Origin of the sequence: Microbacterium hominis NBRC 15708, assembly GCF_001592125.1 — a bacterium.
GTDB classification, from domain to species: domain Bacteria; phylum Actinomycetota; class Actinomycetes; order Actinomycetales; family Microbacteriaceae; genus Microbacterium; species Microbacterium hominis.
Window position 1 is genome coordinate 93,412 of the sequence record NZ_BCWI01000004.1, and the last position, 18,354, is coordinate 111,765.

The following is an 18,354-nucleotide window of genomic DNA, read 5'->3' on the forward strand; positions in this document are numbered from 1 at the left end:
CCTCGCGCCGCTCCAGGATAGGGGCAGGATTCGCCGTGCGCGCCGTCGACTCCGCATTATTACCGGCGCGCCCGCCCGGCTGTCGTCGGCCCGCATCGTCACGCCAGCAGCGTCTCCCCGATGTACCCGCCCGGCCGGCACCCGGGTGGGACGGCGAACACCGCCGAGCCGATCGGCGTCGTCCACTCGTTGAGCAGGTCGAGCTCGTCCAGCCGCCGCTGGATGGGAACGAACTGGGCGTCCACGTCGGCCTGGAACGACACGAAGATCAGCCCCGAGTCGGACACCTGTCCGCCGTCCGGACGCTCGTCGTAGTTGTAGCCGCGACGGAAGATCCGCTGTCTCGTATCATCGGGCCGCGAGCGGCGCAGGTGCGAGAACTCCGGGATCACAGGGAAGCCGACCGGGGTCTTCGCATCGAAGTCGGGCTCGTCGTGCTCGGCCGCACCGGTGAGCGGAGCGCCGTTGGACAGCGTGCGCCCGACGGAGTCCTCGCGTCCCGGGCGGTCGAGCCTGTCCCATTTGTCGAGGTCCATGTGGATGCGGCGGACGACCATGCCCGTCCCGCCGGTCATCCACCCCGCATCCGACCAGACGACCTCGTCGAAGTGGCCGGTTCCGGGCTGAGGGTTCGCGGTGCCGTCGACCTGGCCGAAGAGGTTGCGCATGGTCGTGCCCGGCGCGACCGTGCCGTAGGCGCGGCGGAATCCCTGCTGCGTCCAGCGCACCTCGGCGAAGCTGCGGGCGTCCTTCAGCAGCATCCGCGTCGCATGGGCGACCGTCAGCGGGTCGTCGCCGGCGATCTGCAGCAGCAGGTCGCCGTGGCTGAACTCGTCGCGGAGGCGATCGATGCCGAACGCGGGCAGCGGTCGCAGCCAGCTCGGCGCGGCTCCCTGCGCCCGGGAGACGAGCCCGGGTCCGAACGCGAACGTCACGGTGAGGCGGGCGGGCGCCGCGGCCAGCTCCGGTTCGGAGTCGGCGAGGGCCGGCCGCCCCTGCGTCAGCCGCTCGGCGTCATCGCTCAGCACGCGCAGGAGGCGGCGCAGGTCGTCGCGGTCGACGTCGGCGTGCAGGTCGAGCGCGACGAACGTCCCGTGCGCCTGCGCGTCGGTGTCGACGCCCGCCTGGTGGACGCCGTGGAACGGCACGATCTCGGTGCCGTTGAGCGGGACGGATGCCGCGGCCGGCGCGGCCGCGTCGGGAGAGGGGGTGAGGGCGAGGTCGATGCCGATGGCGGCGGCGGCGCCGACGCCGGCGACAGCTCCTCCGAGGAGGAACTGCCGCCGGGTCGACGCCGATCGACCCGCGCCCGTGTCGGGCGCGGCCATCAGTTGCTCGGCGTGGGGCTCGGGCTCATGTCCATCTCGCCGCCCTGGTAGGTCTCGTTGGCACCGGAGTAGTCCTTGACCGGGGCCGAGAACGCCGCCGTGGAACCGTCGGAGAACGTCAGCGTGAAGCGGGTCTCCTCACCCGCCTTCAGCGGCGCGGTCAGGTCCATCAGCATGATGTGGTTGCCGCCCGGCTGCAGCACGAGCTCACCGCCGGCCGGAATCACGAAACCGCCGTCCTTCTCCTTCATGACCATCGCGCCCGAGGCGTCGGAGACGGTCTCGTGCAGCTGCAGCATGGAGGAGGCCGGGGAGGTCGCCGACACGAGGGTGATCGGCGCGGACGAGTCGTTGCGGAGGGTGCCGAAGGCGGCGGACATGCCGGAGTCGGCAGCCTTGACCCAGGCGTCGGAGATCGTCACGGCGGCGCCGGCGTCGGCGGTCGTCGCGGAGGCGGACGGCGTCGATCCGGCGGAGGAGCTCGTGCTGGCGCAGCCCGCGAAGGCCAGGAGGCCGACGCTCAGGAGAGCGCCGGCGCGGGCGGCGACGCTCAGGCGGGTGCGGGTGGTGGTGTGGATGCTCACGAGGAGGTGCCTTTCTTTCGGCGGAGGAAGTGGAAAGCGGCGTAGGCGGCGACGGCCATGATCGCCCCGCCCGCGCCGACCAGCAGGATCCGGATGATCCCCTGGTCCTCTCGTGCGCCCTGATCCTGTGTGGTGGTGTCCTGTGCGTCCGCGGCCGTTCCGGCATCCGTCGATGTCGACGGGGCCGTGGCCGCCGGCGTCCGCGTCAACGGCTCGGCGCCGCCGACCGTGAACGGGATGATCCCGCTGATCGGATGCCCGTCCTGCGAGACGACACGCCAGCGGATCTCGTAACCGCCGGTCGGCAGCTGCGGGTCGAGGCTCACCGTCACCGTGCCGTCGCGCACGACGGGGGCGTCGGCGACCCAGTCGCGGTCCGCTCCGTCTGCGACGATCACGGCGGCGCCGATCGTCAGCACCTCGGCTGAGAAGGTGAGTGTCACCTCCGCCGGGGCGTCGGTGAGTGCCTCGCCGGATGCCGGGGTGCTGCCGAGCAGCTCATCGTGGGCCGCCGCGGGCAGGGCGGTGACGAGCACCGACGTGCCGGCGAGGGCCACGGCGAGCAGCAGCGTGCGAAGACGGGTGCGGAGACGGGAAGACGACATGGACGACCACCGATCGATCGCGCGCTCACGACGCAGGTGCGAGCGCACAGCGGATCCGCGCCCGGACATCGCGTCGCGGGCGGGGACAGGGATCAGAGCGCGGGGGCGAGCGGGGGTCCGCGGCGGCGACCGTCGACGACGTGCGCGGCGGGGCGCACCCTCCAGGCGACCGCGTCGGCCGCACGGGCGGCGGGAACGGGACGGGCGATGACGGTACGGGCCCGCGCGACCGCGCGGCGGGCCCAGGCGCGGATGTCACGGGCCAGCTGCAGCAGGGCGCGGACGGTGCGCTCGCCGCGGTACAGCGCAGCGGTCGTGACGAGCGCGGCCACCGCGTGCAGCGCCCACATCAGCGGGTCGGCGCACAGCGCCGACACGAGTGCGCTCGCAGACGTGGTGGTGACGGCATCCGCGGACATCGCCATCGCACCGTGATCGTGGTGCGAGATCGCCGAGGCGGCGCCCGAGACGGGGGCGCCCATCACGAACAGGGTGTGGAACAGCAGCTGGCTCGCCACGACGCTCAGCCCGAGTCGCACCGCGGAGAGCGTCCGGCCGGCGAGGAGCGTCGACACCATGAGCGCCAGCATCCACGGGGCGACGATCCCGAACGGTCCGGGAACCGACCCGCCGGCGACGACGTGCGACACGAGCGCCGTGAACGTCGCGACGGAGGCGACGACGGCACCCCGCGCGACGCGCGGAGTCCGGGAGCGTCGCATGCACCCAGTCTGCCAGGTCGTGCCGCGACCTCAGCGGCGCCGCTTGGCCGCTTCGGTCGCCTGCCGCTCGGCGATGACCGGATGGGTGCCGGTGTAGCCCTCGCGCGCGGCGACGGCCGCCTGGATCTTGCCGCGGGCGGCGAACCAGCCGATGATCAGCGCCGGGATGAGCACGATCAGCGAGGCGAGCACCCACCGTCCCGTCTCCGAGAAGCCCATCGTCACGAGCACGAAGAAGAGGAACGCCAGCGTCAGGTACGACGTGTACGGCGCCCCGAACAGGCGGAACGACGGCCGCTGGAGCCTGCCCTCCTTCGCCCACTTCACGAGCTTGAGCTGGCAGAGGATGATCGTCGCCCACCCGCCGATGATGCCGAGGGCCGACACCTCCAGCACGATCTCGAACGCCTGCGACGGCCAGAGCGCGTTGATGCCGACGCCCGCGAGCGTGATGACGGCCGTCAGCAGGATGCCGCCGTACGGCACGCCGTTGCGGCTCATCGCCGCGGTGAACGCCGGCGCCGACCCGTTGACCGACATCGAGCGCAGGATGCGGCCCGTCGAGTACAGGCCCGCGTTGAGGCTCGACAGCGCCGCCGTGAGGACGACGAAGTTCATGACCGAGCCGGCGATCGCGCCGGTCTGCGGCGAGCCGATGTGCGAGAAGAAGGTGACGAACGGCGACTGCCCGGCCTCGTAAGTGCCGAACGGCAGCAGCAGCGACAGCAGCAGGATTGATCCGACGTAGAAGACGGCGATGCGGATGACGACCGTGTTGATCGCCTTCGGCATGACCTTCTCGGGGTTCTCCGTCTCGCCGGCGGCCGTGCCGACGAGTTCGATGGCCGCGTAGGCGAAGACCACGCCCGAGATGGCCAGCAGGGGGGCGACGACACCCATCGGGAAGAGACCGCCGTTGTCCGAGATGACGCTGAAGCCGGTGGGCCCGACATCCGTCGCGCCGCCGAAGATCAGGAAGCAGGTGCCGACGATGAGGAAGATCACGAGGGCCGCGACCTTGATGAGGGCGAACCAGAACTCCATCTCGCCGAAGAGCTTGACGCTCACCAGGTTCAGCGACAGCACGACGACCAGGGCCACGAGGGCGATCAGCCACTGCGGGATCTGCTGCAGCGGCTCCCAGTACTGCGCCCAGAACTTGACGTAGAGGGCGGCCGCGGTCACGTCGACGATCGAGGTCATCGCCCAGTTGAGGAAGTACATCCACCCGGCGCCGAACGCGAGCTTCTCGCCGTAGAACTCGCGGGCGTAGGACACGAACGACCCCGACGACGGGCGGTGCAGCACGAGCTCCCCGAGCGCGCGCAGGATGAGGAACGCGAAGAAGCCGCAGACCGCGTAGACCAGGATCAGCGACGGTCCGCTCGAGGCGAGACGGCCGCCGGCGCCCATGAACAGACCGGTGCCGATGGCGCCGCCGATCGCGATCATCTGGATCTGTCGCGGGCGCAGGGTCTTGTGGTAGCCCGCATCCTCGCTGGAGAAGTCCTGCACCGCTTCGGTGCGATCGCCCGTCAGCTCGCGCGCGTTCTCGCGGGCGTCCTCCGGGTCCAGCCCGGACGTCGGCTCGTTGTGCGTCATCCCGCAATCATGGATGCCGTGCGTTTCGGTGCCGTGACGCGTGGCCACGCGTGTCGTGAAAAACCAGCCGATGGTCGGGGGTGGGTGGGGCGTTTCGCCTCGCGGCTGCGCCGCTCGCTCAACGACCGGGGGGCGGGCCGGGCGTTGAGCGAGCGCAGCGAGTCGAAACGACGTACGCCCGGGTCAGCCGGCCGTCGGCGGAGGCGCCTGCAGGCCGGCGAGGATCTGGCGGGCGAGCGCCATGAACGCGGCCGTCGCGGGCGAGATGGAGCCGGCGCGGCGGGTCACGAACGCGTAGTGCTCCTCGACGGCGGGTGACAGCGGCGTCATGTAGAGCCCACGCTCGGCGATCACCGAGCGGCCGACGTGGTACGACACGAGCGAGTCGCCGACGCCCTGCGCCGCGAGCTCCAGCGCGTGCGTCTGGAACTCGACCTCGATGATCGGGTCGAGCCGTACGCCCGCGGCCTGCGCGCGCTCCAGAAGCGACACGCGCAGCGGATCGTCGAGCGACCACCGCGCCTCGGACAGGATCAGCGGCCGGGTCGAGAGCGTCCGGATGTCGATCGGGGCACGGGTGTGCTCGGGGTTGCGCGAGACGTAGACGACGTGGTCCACGAAGATGCCGGGGATCAGACGCAGCTGTCGGTCGTCGATCGGCAGCTGGACGATCCCGGCCTCCAGGTCGCCGTTGCGCACCGACTCGGCGACCTCGGACGAGTTCAAGCCGGTGACCTTGACCTTCACGGCCGGATGCCGCGAATGGAACTCGCGGATCAGGTCGGTCAGGAGGTACAGGTGGGCGCTGTTGAAGGTGCCGAACAGCACCGTGCCCTCCTCGAGCGAGCCCACTCGGCGCCCGAAGTCGGCGATCTCGTCGACGTCGGCGAGCGTCTTCTCGGCGAGGGGGACCAACTGCTTGCCCACGTCGGTGAGCAGGAGCCGCCGCGTCGTGCGGGTGAACAGCCGCAGCCCCAGGTTGGCCTCGAGGACCGAGATCTGCTCCGACAGGCTCGGCTGCGCGATGTGGTGTTCGGCGGCCGCCGCGGAGAACGTGCCGAGCCGCGCCGCGGTGAGGAAATACTGCAGCTGTCGTACGGTCGGGGTGGCCATGGGCGCTCGCTTTGTAGAGGTTTGTCCTATGGCGACTATAACGGTTTGAGGATTGTCCTTGGTGGGCGGCCAGTGGTCCACTGGGTTTTACACGGCCCGACTATCCGAGGAGATCCCCGCATGCAGACCCCCACACCCCCGGTTGCACTCATCACCGGGGCCGCCAGCGGAATGGGACAGAGCACCGTCGAGCTCTTCCGCGAGCGCGGGTACACGGTGGTCGCGCTGGATGTCGCCTGGCCGGCGGAATCCGCCGCCGTCGACGGCGACGTGCTGCGGATCGTCGCCGACGTCCGGTCGCGGGAGGCCGTGGCCGCCGCCGTCGACGCCGTACTCGCCCCCGGCCGCGGTATCGACGTGGTCGCCAACATCGCCGGCGTCTACCCGCCGACGACGCTCGCGAGCTACGACGAGGCCACCTACCGGCGCATCTTCGACATCAACGTCCTGGGTGTGCTGAACGTGATCGCCGCCGCACGCCCCCGCCTGTCGCGCGGCGCGTCCGTCGTGAACTTCGCGTCGGTCGACGCGTTCACGGTGTCACCCGGTCAGCTCCTGTACGGCGCCTCGAAGGCGGCGGTCGTCATGCTGACCAAGGCGCTCGCCCTCGAGCTCGCCCCCGACGGCATCCGCGTCAACGGCATCGCACCCGGCTGGGTCGCGACGCCCGGCAACGCGGCGACCGGCCGGATGGAGGCGGCCGCCGCGTCGATCCCCCTCGGCCGCGTCGCGACGCCCGAGGAGATCGCGGCGTGGGTGTGGCTCGTCTCCCAGCCCGAGTACGGCGCGTTCCTCGACGGCGAGACCATCGTCCTGTCGGGTGCGGACGTGATGCGATGAGCACCGTGGTCATCACCGGCGCGGCGCGCGGTCAGGGAGCGGCACACGCCGCCGCCCTGGCCGAGGCCGGCCACGCGCTGGTGCTGGCCGACCGGATGGACGACGCCGGTCGCGCCGTCGCCCAGACCCTGCGCGACCGCGGCGCCGACGCGCGCTACTTCTCCCTCGACGTCGCCGATGAGGGAGGGTGGGCCGTGCTCGCCGCGCAGCTCGCCGAGACCGAAGACCCGCTGGTCGGCCTCGTCAACAACGCGGGCATCCTCCGGCACGGGGCGATCGCCGACACCGACGCGGCCACCTGGCTCTTGCACGACCGGGTCAACGCGCTCGGCGCGTTCCTCGGCATCCGCGCCCTCGCCCCGCTCATGCACACCGGCGGGTCCATCGTGAACGTGTCGTCGACGGCGGCGCTGGTGGGGACCGCGGGCTACGCCGCCTACTCGGCGTCGAAGGCCGCCGTGCTCGCGTTGACGCGCGTCGCCGCGGTGGAGTACGCGCCGCTGGTGCGCGTCAACGCGATCTGCCCGGGCGGCGTCGACACCCCGATGAACGACGACGAGCCCGCCGGGGGCAGCTCCTCCGGCGCCCCCCTCGGCCGACGCGCGCGCCCCGACGAGATCTCCCCGCTCGTGCGCTACCTCATCTCCGACTCCTCTTCTTTCGTCACCGGATCCGTCCTGACGATCGACGGCGGCCTGACGGCCGTCTGACCCACCCGAATCCACACCCGAAAACCCACTCGAGCACTACCCAGAAAGCAGGAAGCCATGTCCCGCACCACCCGCGCCCGCGCCGCCACCGCGCTCGTGTCCATCGCCTCCGTCGCCGTGCTGCTCACCGGCTGCGCCGGCTCCGCCGCCCCCGCGTCCACCGTCGCCTCCGACTGCACCCCCGCGCACGAAGGGCTGACGACCTTCACGCCGGGCACCCTCACAGTGGGCGTGCCGGAGAACCTGCCCTACACGCAGACCAAGGGCTCCGACGCGTCCGGCCTCGAGATCGACGTCGTGCGCAAGCTCGCCGAGGCCGAGTGCCTCGCCCTGGCGTTCGTGCCGATCACCTACGCCAACGGCATCCCGATGATCAGCGAGCAGAAGAAGACCGACATGATCACGGGCGGCTGGTACGTCACGGCGGCCCGCGCCGAGAAGGTCGGCTTCACCAGCCCCACCTTCTACGACTCCATGGGCATCATCTCCAAGGACGGCATCGACACCGTCACGGGCCTGGAGAGCGTCGGCGCGGTCGGCTCCGGCGCGGGCTTCTCGTGGGAGGCCGACATGTCCGGCATCCTCGGCGACAAGTTCAAGACCTACCCGGGCACCGCCGAGATGAAGCAGGATCTCCTCAACGGTCGGATCCAGGCGGCCCTCGACGGGTACGCCGTCGCGACCGTCGCCTACAAGGACACGGGCTTCGTCGTGAAGCCGGCCCAGGAGGACGACCGCGTGGCCATCACCACCGAGCAGCCGATGATCGCGTTCCCCATCGACAAGAACAACACGGCGCTCGCCGACGCGTTCAGCGAGCTGATCGACGGCTTCCGCGCCGACGGCACGCTCGCCGAGCTCAACGCGAGCTACGACCTGCCCGACTCCCTCATCGTCCCCGCCGACAAAGCGGCGACCTCCATCCGCTGAGCCGGCCGTGGTGGGGGCGCCCGGCGCCCCCACCACCTCGAACGTTAGGAACCGCCGTGTCCCGACCCCTCATCACGCAGGCCAACGAGCTCGCGATCGCCGGAGTGACGATCGAGAACCTGTCGAAGAGCTTCGGCGACCACCTCGTGCTCGACGACATCTCCATGTCGGTCAGCCCGGGCAGCGTCACCGCCCTGATCGGGCCGTCGGGCTCCGGCAAGAGCACCCTGCTGCGGTGCGTCAACCTCCTCGAGACCCCGGATGCCGGCACCATCACCGTCGGCTCGCAGACGATCACCGCGGGCCGCCGCGTCCCCGACCGCGACCTGCTCGCCCTGCGGCGCCAGGTGGGCATGGTGTTCCAGTCCTTCAACCTGTTCCCCCACATGAGCGTGCTGCGCAACGTCGCCTTCCCGCAGGAGCGCATCCTCGGCCGCTCCCGCGAGGAAGCGGAGCAGCGCGCGCTCACGCTGCTGGACCGCGTCGGCCTCAAGGACAAGGCGCACCAGCATCCGGGTCGGTGCTCCGGCGGTCAGCAGCAGCGCATCGCGATCGTGCGCGCGCTGGCGCTGAACCCGCGCGCGATGCTGTTCGACGAGCCGACCAGCGCGCTGGACCCCGAGGTCGGCGTCGAGGTGCTGGCCGTCATGCGCGAGCTCGCCGAGTCGGGCATGACGATGATCGTCGTCACCCACGAGATGCAGTTCGCCCGCGACGTCGGCGACCACCTGGTGGTCATGGCCGACGGACGCATCATCGAGGAGGGCGTGCCGCACGAGGTGATGGCCGACCCCCGCGAAGAGCGCACACGGCGCTTCCTCAGCGCCGTGCTGGAGCGCTGACATGGGTGGCGTCGACATCTCGGCGGCGATGCTCCTCGTCCTCGCCGGCCTCCCCATGACCCTGCTGGTGACGGCGCTCGCCTACGCGGTGGGGGTCGTGCTCGGCATCCCCCTCATGCTCGGCCTGCGCTCGCGCATCCTGCCGCTGCGACTCGCGCTGCGACTGGTCGTGGACATCGTGCGCGGCGTGCCCCCGATCGTGTGGCTGTTCCTCATCTACTTCGGCGTGCAGGTGGGCACGATCCGCTTCGACTCGCTGTCCGCGGCGGTCACGGGGCTCGGCCTCATCTCCAGCGCCTACCTCGCCGAGATCTACCGCGGCGCGTTCGCCACCGTGGCCCGCGGCCAGGGTGAGGCGGCCGCCGCCCTCGGACTCGGACGCGTCACGACCTTCGTCCGCGTGCTGGCGCCCCAGGCGTTCCGCACCGCCCTGCCGTCGATGGCGACCTTCCTGCTGTCGCTGCTCAAGGACTCGTCCATCGCCTCGACGATCGGCGTCGCCGACATGGTCTTCCAGGCCACGATGTTCGCCCGGCAGAACCCGGCCGTCGCCGGCATCGTCCCCTTCTTCCTCGCCGCCGCCGTGTACCTCGTCGTGTCGATCCCGATCGCGGTCACCGCACGCCGGCTCGACACCCGCCTGCGCAAGGAGGCCGTCGCATGATCGACCTCGCCGTCTACCTGCCCCGGCTCGGACAGGGGCTCGTCGTCAGCCTGCAGCTGACCGCCCTCTCCGTCGTGCTCGGCTACCTCATCGGGCTGCTGTTCGCCCTCGGGGTGTCCGCTCAGCGCGGCTGGGTGCGCTGGCCGTGCCTCGTGCTCGTGGAGGTCGGCCGCGGCATCCCCGCGCTCGTCGTGCTCTACATCGTCTACTTCGGCCTTCCCGCCCTCGGCGTGCTGTTCGAGAACTTCTGGGCCGCGGTGATCGGTCTCACCTTCACCGCCGCGGCGTACTCGTCCGAAATGATCCGCTCCGGCATCCAGTCGGTGCCGACCGGTCAGCGCGAGGCGTCGGCGGCCCTCGGACTGTCGCGGACGACCACGTTCGTGCGCGTCGTGCTGCCGCAGGGGATGCGCGCCTCGATCCCGGCCCTCATGGGTCTGGCGATCATGTCGTTCCAGGGCACCTCGCTGGCGTACTCCATCTCGGTCAACGAGCTGATGAGCCAGGCGTACCAGGTCAGCACGATCACGTTCCAGTACCTGTGGGTCTACGCGCTGACCGGGCTGATCTACGCGGCCATCGCCGTCCCGGCGACCTGGCTGTCGGTCTGGGTCGAGCGTCGGCTCAACCGGGGGTACGCATGAGATCCGTCGTCTGGCTCGAGGCCACCGTGGGCGATCCGGCCCTGGGCGGGCTGTGGGACTTCCTCGGCGAACGGATCGCACGGCTCGCCGCGGGGCGGGTGCGCACGCGCCTCGTCCACGCGGGCGCCGACGCCGGCGGCATCCGCACCCCCGCCAACCGTCTGCTCAGCGACGCCGTCCTGCTCGCCCGCGCCGCCACACTGGAAGAGGCGGGCGACGCGGACGCGTTCGTCATCGGATGCTGGGGTGCGCCGACCGCGGTCGTCCGCGCCGCCGTCACGGTCCCCGTCACCGGCCTGGCCGAGGCGAGCGTGCGCGCGATGGGCTCGCTCGCCCGCCGCGCCGCGGTCGTCACCGTCGCCGACAGCCTCGTCCCGGTCTTCGCGGACGAGATCCGCGGGCTGGGAGGTGCGGGAGTCTTCGCCGCGCCGCCCGTGCGGGCCTACCGGCCCGAGTCCACGCACCTCGACGTGCTGCGCGCCGTCGACGATCCGACCGACCTCATCGAGCGCTTCGACGCGTCCGCCCGGGTCGCCGTCGACGAGGGCGCCGATGCGGTCGTCGTCGGATGCGGCTACCTCGGGGCGATCTTCGACGCGCACGGCTACCGCGCCGTCAGCACCGCGGCCGACGTGCCGGTGATCGACCCGAACCGGCTCGCGCTCGAACACGTCCTGCAGCTCTGCCACCTCGCCGACGCCGGCATCCGTCCCACCGATCGCGGCTACCCGTCCGCGGCCGGCGCCCGACGCGCGGCGCTGCTCCACACGTCCCGGCGGCTGGTCCCCGACGCCGCGGCATCCACCTCCCAGGAAGGAACCCCCGCATGACCCGCTACTGCGTGATCGGAGCCGGCGCGGCCGGCATGTCCGCCGTCGTCCAGCTCACCCGTGCCGGCTACCAGGTCGACTGCTTCGAGAAGTCCGACCGGGTCGGCGGCCACTGGAACACCGACTACGACGCCCTGCACCTCATCACCTCGCGCGACATGACCGGCTTCGAGGGCTTCCCCATGCCGGCGGAGTACCCGCACTTCCCGCGGCGCGACCAGGTGCGCGACTACCTCGCCGCGTACGCGCAGGAGCACGGTCTGTTCGAGAAGGTCGTCTTCGGCGTCGAGGTCGTCGCGGTCGTGCCGCGCGCGACGGAGGGGCCGGTCGGGTCGGCCGGCTGGACCGTCACCCTGTCGACCGGGGAGTCCCGCGACTACGACGGCGTGTTCGTCGCCAACGGCCACCTGTGGGATCAGAAGGTCCCGGCGGTCGGTCGTGACTTCACCGGCACCCAGGTGCACTCCGGCTCGTACCGCAACACGTCCGACATCACGGGGCGCCGGGTGCTGGTCGTCGGCGCGGGCAACTCGGGCTGCGACCTCGCGGTCGACGCGGCGCAGCACCGCTTCGAGGTCGACATCGTGATGCGCGAGGGCATGTTCTTCCAGCCGAAGTCGTACTTCGGCGTGCCCCGCCAGGAGATCCCGTGGATGGGGCAGTTCTCGCCCGAGGAGCAGGACTTCATCGCCCGCATGCTCGCCAAGGTCTCGATCGGCGAGGCGAAGGACTACCCGGGCATGCCGGCTCCCGCCGCCGCGACCCTCGCCGAGGGGCGCGCGGTCGTCAACGACCTGCTGCTGTACTGGGTGCAGCACGGCCGGGTGCACATCCGTCCCGGCATCGACCGCATCGAGGGCACGACGGTGCACTTCGCCGACGGCACCGCGGGGGAGTACGACACCATCCTCTGGGCGACGGGCTTCCACGTCTCGCTGCCGTTCCTGGACGAGGCGCTGATCGAGCGCCGCTCGTCGGTGCCGCTGCGGTTCGCGGGGGGCATCGTGCCCGCGGGGCTCGAGAAGCTGTACTTCATCGGGCTGACGGCGCCGCGGGGTCCGCAGCTGCCGATCTACGGCGAGCAGACGAAGATCGCCCTCCGGATGCTGCAGCTGCACGAGACCGCGCCCGGCGGCTTCGCGCCCATCGCGGAGTACCTCTCCCGGCTGCAGGAGCCCGACGACCGGATCGACATCGTGCGCGTCACCTGGCTCGCGCAGCTGGCCGACACCGAGCGGCTGCTCGAGGCGTTCGCCTTGTCGCGGCAGGAGGAGCTCAGCGCCGCCGGGTGAGGGCGTTTCGACTCGCGGCTGCGCCGCTCGCTCAACGACCGGGTGGGCTGCGCCGCTCGCTCAACGACCGGGGGTGCGGCGGCGCCGCTCGCCCCGGTCGTTGAGCGAGCGCAGCGAGTCGAAACGCGGTGTCAGAGCTCGAGTCCCACCGCGGCGGAGCAGCGTGCGAGCTCGTCCGCATCGAGCACGAGGTCGGCTGCGCGCGCCGAGTCGATGATGGATGCCGCGCGTCGCGCCCCCGGAATCGGCACCACGACGGGGCTCAGCGACAGCTCCCACGCGAGCACCACCTGCTGAGGACTGACGCCGTGGGCCTCGCCGATCTCCCGGAAGACGCCGAACCGCTCGCCCACCGAACGCCCGCCCCCGCCGGTGCCGCCGAGCGGGCTCCACGGCAGGAAGGCGATGCCGTGCGCGTCGCAGTACCGCAGCTCGTCGAAGCTGCCCGGATGCCGCGGCGAGAACTCGTTCTGCACGCTGGTCAGGTTGCCCTCGCCGAGAACCTCCCGGGCGATCGCGATCTCCTCGACGCTCGCGTTGGAGATGCCGATCGCGCGGACGAGTCCCTCGTCCTGCAGTGCCTTCAGGTTCTGCATGATCTCGCCGTAGACCATCCAGCGGTCGGGGCGGTGGTACTGGTAGAGGTCGATGACGTCGACCCCGAGGTTGTCCAGGGAGCGCTGCACCGCCGAGCGCAGGTAGGCGAGCGAGCCGTCGCGGCCGAAGTCCTTCTCGGCCGTGCGCGTGATGCCGCCCTTCGTGCCGACGAGGATGCCGCTCGTGTCGCCGTCCCACGAGGCGAGCGCATCGCGGACGATGCGCTCGTTGTGGCCCATCTGATCCCAGGACGGCGCGTAGATGTCGGCCGTGTCGATGAAGGTGACCCCGGCATCCAGTGCCGCGTGCACCGTCGCCACGGCGTCGCCCCGATCGGGCAGGACGTTGTCGTTGTTCATGGAGACGGGCATGGCGCCCAGCCCGATGGCGGAGACGGTGAACGGTCCGATCGTGCGCTGCTGCATGGGGTCCTCCCGGTGGGGTCCGAAGACGTGCGCTCCACACTCTGCCGCACGTCGCCGACACCGGCTCACCGTCCGCGGAACACGGGTGCGCGCCGCTGCTGGAACGCGGCGAAGCCCTCGCGGTAGTCCTCGGTCGTCGACAGGGTCGTTTGCACGCTGCTCTCGGCGTCGAGCGCATCCCAGAAGCCGAGCCGCTCGGTGCGCAGCCGCCACAGGAGCCGCTTGCTCGCGACGAAGGCGGCGGTGGGGCCGGATGCCGCGGCGATCGCCGCCTCGCGGGTGCGAGCGGTCAGCTCGTCCAGAGGCATCGACCGCGAGAAGAGACCGCCCGCGACCGCCTCGGCGCCGCTGAGGAGGCGGCCGGTGTAGACGAGGTCGAGGGTGCGGTGCGCCCCCAGCCGTTCGAGGAAGAACGCGTGGCCCCCCGAGTCCAGCGCCGCACCGAGCGCGCCGAAGGGCGACCCGATCTTGGCGTCGTCGGCCACGTACACGACGTCCGTGGCGATCAGCAGGCCGAGGCCCACGCCGAGGCAGGCGCCCTGGGCCGCCGCGAAGGTGGGCGCCGGGAAGTCCGCGATCCGTCGCAGCAGGGGCGCCAGCAGGCCGTCGAGGTAGCCCGGCACGTCGTCGGTGCGCGGATCGACGCGGGAGATGTCCCGGCCCGCGCAGAAGGCCCGGCCCTCGCCCTGCAGCAGCACGGCGCGGGCGCCGTCCGCCTCCGCCCTCCGGTACGCGGCGTCGAGGGCGCGCAGCGCCTCCTCGTCGACGGCGTTGCGGACCGCCGCGTTGCGGAGCGTGATCGTCGCCAGATCGGCGGTGTCTCCGGCATCCGTCTCGATGCGCTCGAACGCGTACTCGATCACGGCTTCCCCTCACACGTCGTAGTCGACGACGACGCGTGCGGTCGTCGGGTGGGACTGGCAGGTGAGCACGTAGCCGCGCTCGATCTCCTCGGGCTCCAGCGCATAGTTCTCGCTCATCTGCACGGAACCCGAGACGAGGCGTGCACGGCAGGTGCCGCAGACCCCGCCCGCGCACGCGAAGGGCACGTCGGGGCGCACCCGCAGCGCGGCCGTCAGGATGCTCTCGTGCGCGTCGACCGGGCTGTCGACGCGCGTCGAGGTGCCGTCCAGCGTGAGGTCGATGCGGTGCACCCGCTCGTCGGGCCGCGCAGCGCGCGGTCGCCCGCCCGCCGTGCCGGGTGCCGTGGCGGGCGCCGGGGCCTCCCCGGTCGTGAAGAGCTCGAAGTGCACGCGATCCGCGTCGACGCCCAGATCGGCGAGCACGTCGCGGCAGAGCTGCACGAGCGCGAACGGGCCGCAGAGGAACCACTCGTCGACCGTCTCGGGGCGGATGAGCGCGGTGAGGATGAGCCGCAGCCGCTCCTCGTCGATGCGTCCGGACAGCACCGGGGCGGCGCGCTGTTCGCGCGAGAGCACGTGGTGCACGGCGATGCGCGCGGGATAGCGGTCCTTGAGGTCGGCCAGCTCGTCGACGAACATCACGTCCGTCGACGAGCGGTTGGTGTACACGAGCGTGAACCGCGACGTCGTCGAGGCGCTCAGCACGGATGCCGCGAGGGACATGATCGGTGTGATCCCCGAGCCCGCCGCGATGCCGACCACGTGGCCGGCGGCGGCATCGGCCCGCGCCGACACGAACGTGCCCTGCGGGCTCATCACGTCGATCTCGTCGCCCGGCCGCAGCGCCGTGTGCGCCCACGTCGAGAAGCGCCCACCGGGATCGCGCTTGATGCCCACGGCGATGGCGCCGCGCACCGGCGGCCGGCAGATCGAGTACGAGCGCCGCACCTCGACGCCGTCGATCACGGTGCGCAGCGCCACGTACTGCCCGGGGGCGTAGTCGAACGCGTCGGCGAGCTCGTCGGGCACCGCGAACGTGACCTCCACGGCATCCGCCGTCAGCGCGCGCACGTCCGCCACCCGCAGACGGTGGAAGCGGGCGCGGCGGCGGGCGGGCGCGGCGGTGTCGGTGCGCACGGTCGGATCCCCCTCAGAGCGCCTTGACATGGTCGAAGGGTTCCCGGCAGGCGCGGCAGGAGAACAGCGCCGTGCACGAGGTCGCACCGAACCGCGACACCTCCTGCGTGTCGAGGGAGCCGCAGCGCGGGCAGCGCACCGCGAGGCGCACGCGGACGGGGCCGCCCGACCGCGCGAGGGAGGCCCGTCCGGAGGGCGGTGCGATGCCCGCGGCGACGAGCTTGCGCCGCGCGGCATCGCTCATCCAGTCGGTCGTCCACGCGGGCGACAGCACGGTCTCGACGCTCACCCGGTCGAATCCCGCGTGCGCGAGCGCCCGCACGATGTCGTCGCGGATCGCGTCCATCGCCGGACAGCCCGAGTAGGTGGGCGTGATCGTCACGACGACCCCGCGTTCGTCGACGCGGACGTCCCGGAGCACGCCGAGGTCGTCGATGGTGAGCACGGGCATCTCCGGGTCGCAGACGGCGGCGACCGCGGCGCGCGCCGTCTCGACCGCCGCCGCGGTCACCACGTCGCCCCCGGATGCTGTCGGGCGAGCACCTGCATCTCGGCCAGCACGAACCCCAGCGTGGGGAAGTGCCGTCCGTCGCGCCCGCCCCCGGCGGCGGGGGGAACCCCGGGGACGCTCATCTCCTCCTCGGCGAGCACGCCCGCGACCACGTCGTCGAAGCGTTCCCGCAGAGATGACGGACGTACGGCGATGCCGCCGAGGCGGTCGATGAGCGCGTCGTCGCGGAACAGCTCGTCGACGTAGGGCCACACGTCGGTGAGTCCGCGGAGCAGGCGGCGGCGCGACGTGTCGGTTCCGCCGGCGAGGCGGAGCGTCCACTGCGCGGCGTGATCGCGGTGGTAGTCCACCTCTTTGACGGCCTTGGCCGCGATCTCGGCCAGCGCCGGCTCCTCGGACGCCTGCAGGTCGGTGTAGAGCTCGAACAGGTAGACCGAGGCGATCAGCTGGCGGGCGATCGTGCGGGCGAAGTCGCCGTTGTCCTGCTCGAACAGCCACGCGCTGCGGAACTCGGGCTCACCCCGGAAGTAGGCGAGGTCGTCCTCCGACCTGCCGTCGTACGAGCCGGCGAAGCGCAGCAGCGAGCGCGCGTGGCCCAGGAGGTCGAGTGCGATGTTGGCCAGCGCGACGTCTTCCTCCAGCTCCGGGGCGTGCGCGATCCAGCGCGAGAGCTGCTGGGCCAGCACGAGCGCGTCGTCGCCCAGTCGCAGCGCGTACTCTGCGACGTCGGCCGTCGCGGCGCGGCGGCGAGTGCCCCGCAACTCCTCGTCGAGTGCGGCGCGGTCGACCTCGACCGTGCCGTGCGGGCCGTCGTCGGATGTCGGGGTCACAGGTGCGGCACCCCCTCGGATGCCGTGTAGTAGGCGGCATGGCGGTAGTTCTTGCCCGCCGGGGACTCGAAGAAGGCGCCCTTCGCTCCCGGATCGCTCGTGGTGACGGCATCCGAGGGGACCACCCAGATCGACACGCCCTCGCCCCGTCGCGTGTACAGGTCGCGGGCGTTGCGCACCGCCAGCTCGGCGTCGGGCGCGTGCAGCGATCCGACATGCACGTGGCTCAGGCCGCGGCTCGCGCGGACGAAGACCTCCCACAGCGGCCACGTCTCGTCGGGGGAGCCGCCCGGCGTCGGCATCAGGCGGCCCTGCCCGTCGCGGCGGTCCGCGCCGCCTTCTTGGCCGCGTAGGCCGCGGCCGCTTCGCGCACCCACGCACCCTCCTCGTGCGCGTCGCGCCGGTGGCGGATGCGCTCGGCGTTGAGGGGGCCGCGCCCCGCGAGCACCTCGTGGAACTCGGTCCAGTCGATCTCGCTCATGATCCAGCGCCCCTGCTCCTCGTCGAAGCGCAGGGCGGGGTCGGGAAGGGTCACCCCCAGCGCCGCGGCCTGTGGGACGAGCATCCCGACGAAGCGTTGGCGCAGCTCGTCGTTGCTGAACCGCTTGATCTTCCACGCCATCGACTGCGCGGAGTTTGGGGAGGCGTCGTCGGGTGGTCCGAACATCATCAGCGCCGGCCAGTACCAGCGGTCGACGCTCTCCTGCGCCATCGCGCGTTGCGCGGGCGTGCCCTGCATGAGGCTCAGGAGGATCTCGAACCCCTGGCGCTGATGGAACGACTCCTCCTTGCAGATGCGCACCATCGCGCGGCCGTACGGTCCGTACGACGCGCGGCACAGCGGCACCTGGTTGCAGATCGCGGCACCGTCGACGAGCCACCCGATCGCGCCCATGTCGGCCCACGACGGCGCGGGGTAGTTGAAGATCGAGGAGTACTTCGCGCGTCCGTCGATGAGCTGCCGGGTCATCTCGTCGCGAGTGATGCCGAGCGTCTGAGCCGCCGAGTAGAGGTAGAGCCCGTGCCCGGCCTCGTCCTGCACCTTCGCCATCAGGATCGCCTTGCGCTTCAGGCTCGGGGCCCGCGTGATCCAGGCCCCTTCGGGCTGCATGCCGATGATCTCGGAGTGCGCGTGCTGGGAGATCTGCCGGATGAGGGTCCTGCGGTAGGCCTCCGGCATCCAATCGCGTGGTTCGATGCGCTGATCGGCCGCGATGAGCGCATCGAACTCGCCGTGGAGCTCATCCTCGGTCGGTGCCGTCATCGTCGACTCCTTCGGCTGGAC

21 protein-coding genes are annotated in these 18,354 nt (G+C 71.6%); 8 read left to right on the forward strand and 13 right to left on the reverse strand.

Going from position 1 to position 18,354, the window contains the following annotated elements; all coding sequences use genetic code 11:
* Positions 1-98 precede the first annotated feature (98 nt).
* The 6 genes from MHO01S_RS05455 to MHO01S_RS05480 all read right to left on the reverse strand — a co-directional run bounded on the left by MHO01S_RS05455 (position 99) and on the right by MHO01S_RS05480 (position 5,954).
* A complete protein-coding gene (locus tag MHO01S_RS05455; RefSeq protein ID WP_060960591.1) occupies positions 99-1,328 on the reverse strand; it encodes a Dyp-type peroxidase in 1,230 nt (409 codons plus the stop codon).
* A complete protein-coding gene (locus MHO01S_RS05460) occupies positions 1,328-1,912 on the reverse strand; it encodes a copper chaperone PCu(A)C (RefSeq protein ID WP_231735169.1) in 585 nt (194 codons plus the stop codon). Before MHO01S_RS05460 ends, MHO01S_RS05455 begins: the two co-directional genes overlap by 1 nt.
* Positions 1,909-2,517 carry a copper resistance CopC family protein gene (locus MHO01S_RS05465; RefSeq protein ID WP_060960648.1) on the reverse strand — a complete coding sequence of 203 codons (609 nt, stop codon included), beginning with the start codon at positions 2,515-2,517 and terminating at the stop codon, positions 1,909-1,911. The genes MHO01S_RS05460 and MHO01S_RS05465 overlap by 4 nt, the downstream gene beginning before the upstream one ends.
* Before the next feature lie 92 nt (positions 2,518-2,609).
* Positions 2,610-3,239: a hypothetical protein gene (locus tag MHO01S_RS05470; RefSeq protein WP_061781951.1), complete on the reverse strand. Its 630-nt coding sequence runs from the start codon at positions 3,237-3,239 to the stop codon at positions 2,610-2,612.
* A gap of 30 nt (positions 3,240-3,269) precedes the next feature.
* Entirely contained in the window at positions 3,270-4,841 is a 1,572-nt protein-coding gene (locus MHO01S_RS05475; RefSeq protein ID WP_060960593.1) for an amino acid permease, read from the reverse strand.
* 183 nt (positions 4,842-5,024) lie between these two features.
* The gene (locus tag MHO01S_RS05480; RefSeq protein ID WP_060960594.1) at positions 5,025-5,954 is read right to left on the reverse strand and encodes a LysR family transcriptional regulator; all 930 of its coding nucleotides are present in this window, start codon (positions 5,952-5,954) and stop codon (positions 5,025-5,027) included.
* 120 nt (positions 5,955-6,074) lie between these two features.
* On the opposite strand from MHO01S_RS05480, the gene MHO01S_RS05485 reads away from it, so the two are divergent.
* From MHO01S_RS05485 to MHO01S_RS05520, 8 genes are read left to right on the forward strand one after another with little or no spacing between them, the layout of a single operon-like run.
* A complete protein-coding gene (locus MHO01S_RS05485; RefSeq protein WP_061781952.1) occupies positions 6,075-6,794 on the forward strand; it encodes an SDR family NAD(P)-dependent oxidoreductase in 720 nt (239 codons plus the stop codon).
* A complete protein-coding gene (locus tag MHO01S_RS05490; RefSeq protein ID WP_061781953.1) occupies positions 6,791-7,504 on the forward strand; it encodes an SDR family NAD(P)-dependent oxidoreductase in 714 nt (237 codons plus the stop codon). Before MHO01S_RS05485 ends, MHO01S_RS05490 begins: the two co-directional genes overlap by 4 nt.
* A 57-nt stretch (positions 7,505-7,561) precedes the next feature.
* Positions 7,562-8,434, forward strand: coding sequence for a substrate-binding periplasmic protein (locus MHO01S_RS05495; RefSeq protein WP_060960597.1), 873 nt, complete (start codon positions 7,562-7,564; stop codon positions 8,432-8,434).
* Positions 8,435-8,490: 56 nt separating this feature from the next.
* On the forward strand, positions 8,491-9,276 hold the full coding sequence (locus tag MHO01S_RS05500; RefSeq protein ID WP_269801237.1) for an amino acid ABC transporter ATP-binding protein: 786 nt from the start codon (positions 8,491-8,493) through the stop codon (positions 9,274-9,276).
* A 1-nt stretch (position 9,277) separates the two neighbouring features.
* Positions 9,278-9,940: an amino acid ABC transporter permease gene (locus MHO01S_RS05505; RefSeq protein WP_060960598.1), complete on the forward strand. Its 663-nt coding sequence runs from the start codon at positions 9,278-9,280 to the stop codon at positions 9,938-9,940.
* Positions 9,937-10,584 (forward strand): amino acid ABC transporter permease, encoded by a 648-nt coding sequence (locus MHO01S_RS05510; RefSeq protein WP_060960599.1) that lies wholly within the window; start codon positions 9,937-9,939, stop codon positions 10,582-10,584. Before MHO01S_RS05505 ends, MHO01S_RS05510 begins: the two co-directional genes overlap by 4 nt.
* Positions 10,581-11,414: an aspartate/glutamate racemase family protein gene (locus tag MHO01S_RS05515; RefSeq protein ID WP_061781954.1), complete on the forward strand. Its 834-nt coding sequence runs from the start codon at positions 10,581-10,583 to the stop codon at positions 11,412-11,414. The genes MHO01S_RS05510 and MHO01S_RS05515 overlap by 4 nt, the downstream gene beginning before the upstream one ends.
* Complete coding sequence (locus MHO01S_RS05520; RefSeq protein WP_060960601.1) at positions 11,411-12,706, forward strand: flavin-containing monooxygenase; 1,296 nt, start codon at positions 11,411-11,413, stop codon at positions 12,704-12,706. The genes MHO01S_RS05515 and MHO01S_RS05520 overlap by 4 nt, the downstream gene beginning before the upstream one ends.
* A gap of 131 nt (positions 12,707-12,837) precedes the next feature.
* On the opposite strand, the gene MHO01S_RS05525 is transcribed toward MHO01S_RS05520, so the two are convergent.
* From MHO01S_RS05525 to paaA, 7 genes are all read right to left on the reverse strand, one after another.
* Positions 12,838-13,728: an aldo/keto reductase gene (locus MHO01S_RS05525; RefSeq protein ID WP_060960602.1), complete on the reverse strand. Its 891-nt coding sequence runs from the start codon at positions 13,726-13,728 to the stop codon at positions 12,838-12,840.
* A 65-nt stretch (positions 13,729-13,793) separates the two neighbouring features.
* Complete coding sequence (locus tag MHO01S_RS05530) at positions 13,794-14,591, reverse strand: enoyl-CoA hydratase/isomerase family protein (protein WP_371836316.1); 798 nt, start codon at positions 14,589-14,591, stop codon at positions 13,794-13,796.
* Positions 14,592-14,600: 9 nt separating this feature from the next.
* Positions 14,601-15,758: a 1,2-phenylacetyl-CoA epoxidase subunit PaaE gene (paaE, locus tag MHO01S_RS05535; RefSeq protein ID WP_061781955.1), complete on the reverse strand. Its 1,158-nt coding sequence runs from the start codon at positions 15,756-15,758 to the stop codon at positions 14,601-14,603.
* The gene (gene paaD / locus MHO01S_RS05540) at positions 15,742-16,239 is read right to left on the reverse strand and encodes a 1,2-phenylacetyl-CoA epoxidase subunit PaaD (RefSeq protein WP_371836317.1); all 498 of its coding nucleotides are present in this window, start codon (positions 16,237-16,239) and stop codon (positions 15,742-15,744) included. The genes paaE and paaD overlap by 17 nt, the downstream gene beginning before the upstream one ends.
* A complete protein-coding gene (paaC, locus tag MHO01S_RS05545; RefSeq protein WP_060960605.1) occupies positions 16,236-17,069 on the reverse strand; it encodes a 1,2-phenylacetyl-CoA epoxidase subunit PaaC in 834 nt (277 codons plus the stop codon). Before paaC ends, paaD begins: the two co-directional genes overlap by 4 nt.
* Positions 17,066-17,371 carry a 1,2-phenylacetyl-CoA epoxidase subunit PaaB gene (paaB, locus tag MHO01S_RS05550; RefSeq protein ID WP_060960606.1) on the reverse strand — a complete coding sequence of 102 codons (306 nt, stop codon included), beginning with the start codon at positions 17,369-17,371 and terminating at the stop codon, positions 17,066-17,068. The genes paaC and paaB overlap by 4 nt, the downstream gene beginning before the upstream one ends.
* Positions 17,371-18,333 carry a 1,2-phenylacetyl-CoA epoxidase subunit PaaA gene (gene paaA, locus MHO01S_RS05555; RefSeq protein WP_060960607.1) on the reverse strand — a complete coding sequence of 321 codons (963 nt, stop codon included), beginning with the start codon at positions 18,331-18,333 and terminating at the stop codon, positions 17,371-17,373. Before paaA ends, paaB begins: the two co-directional genes overlap by 1 nt.
* Positions 18,334-18,354: the final 21 nt, after the last annotated feature.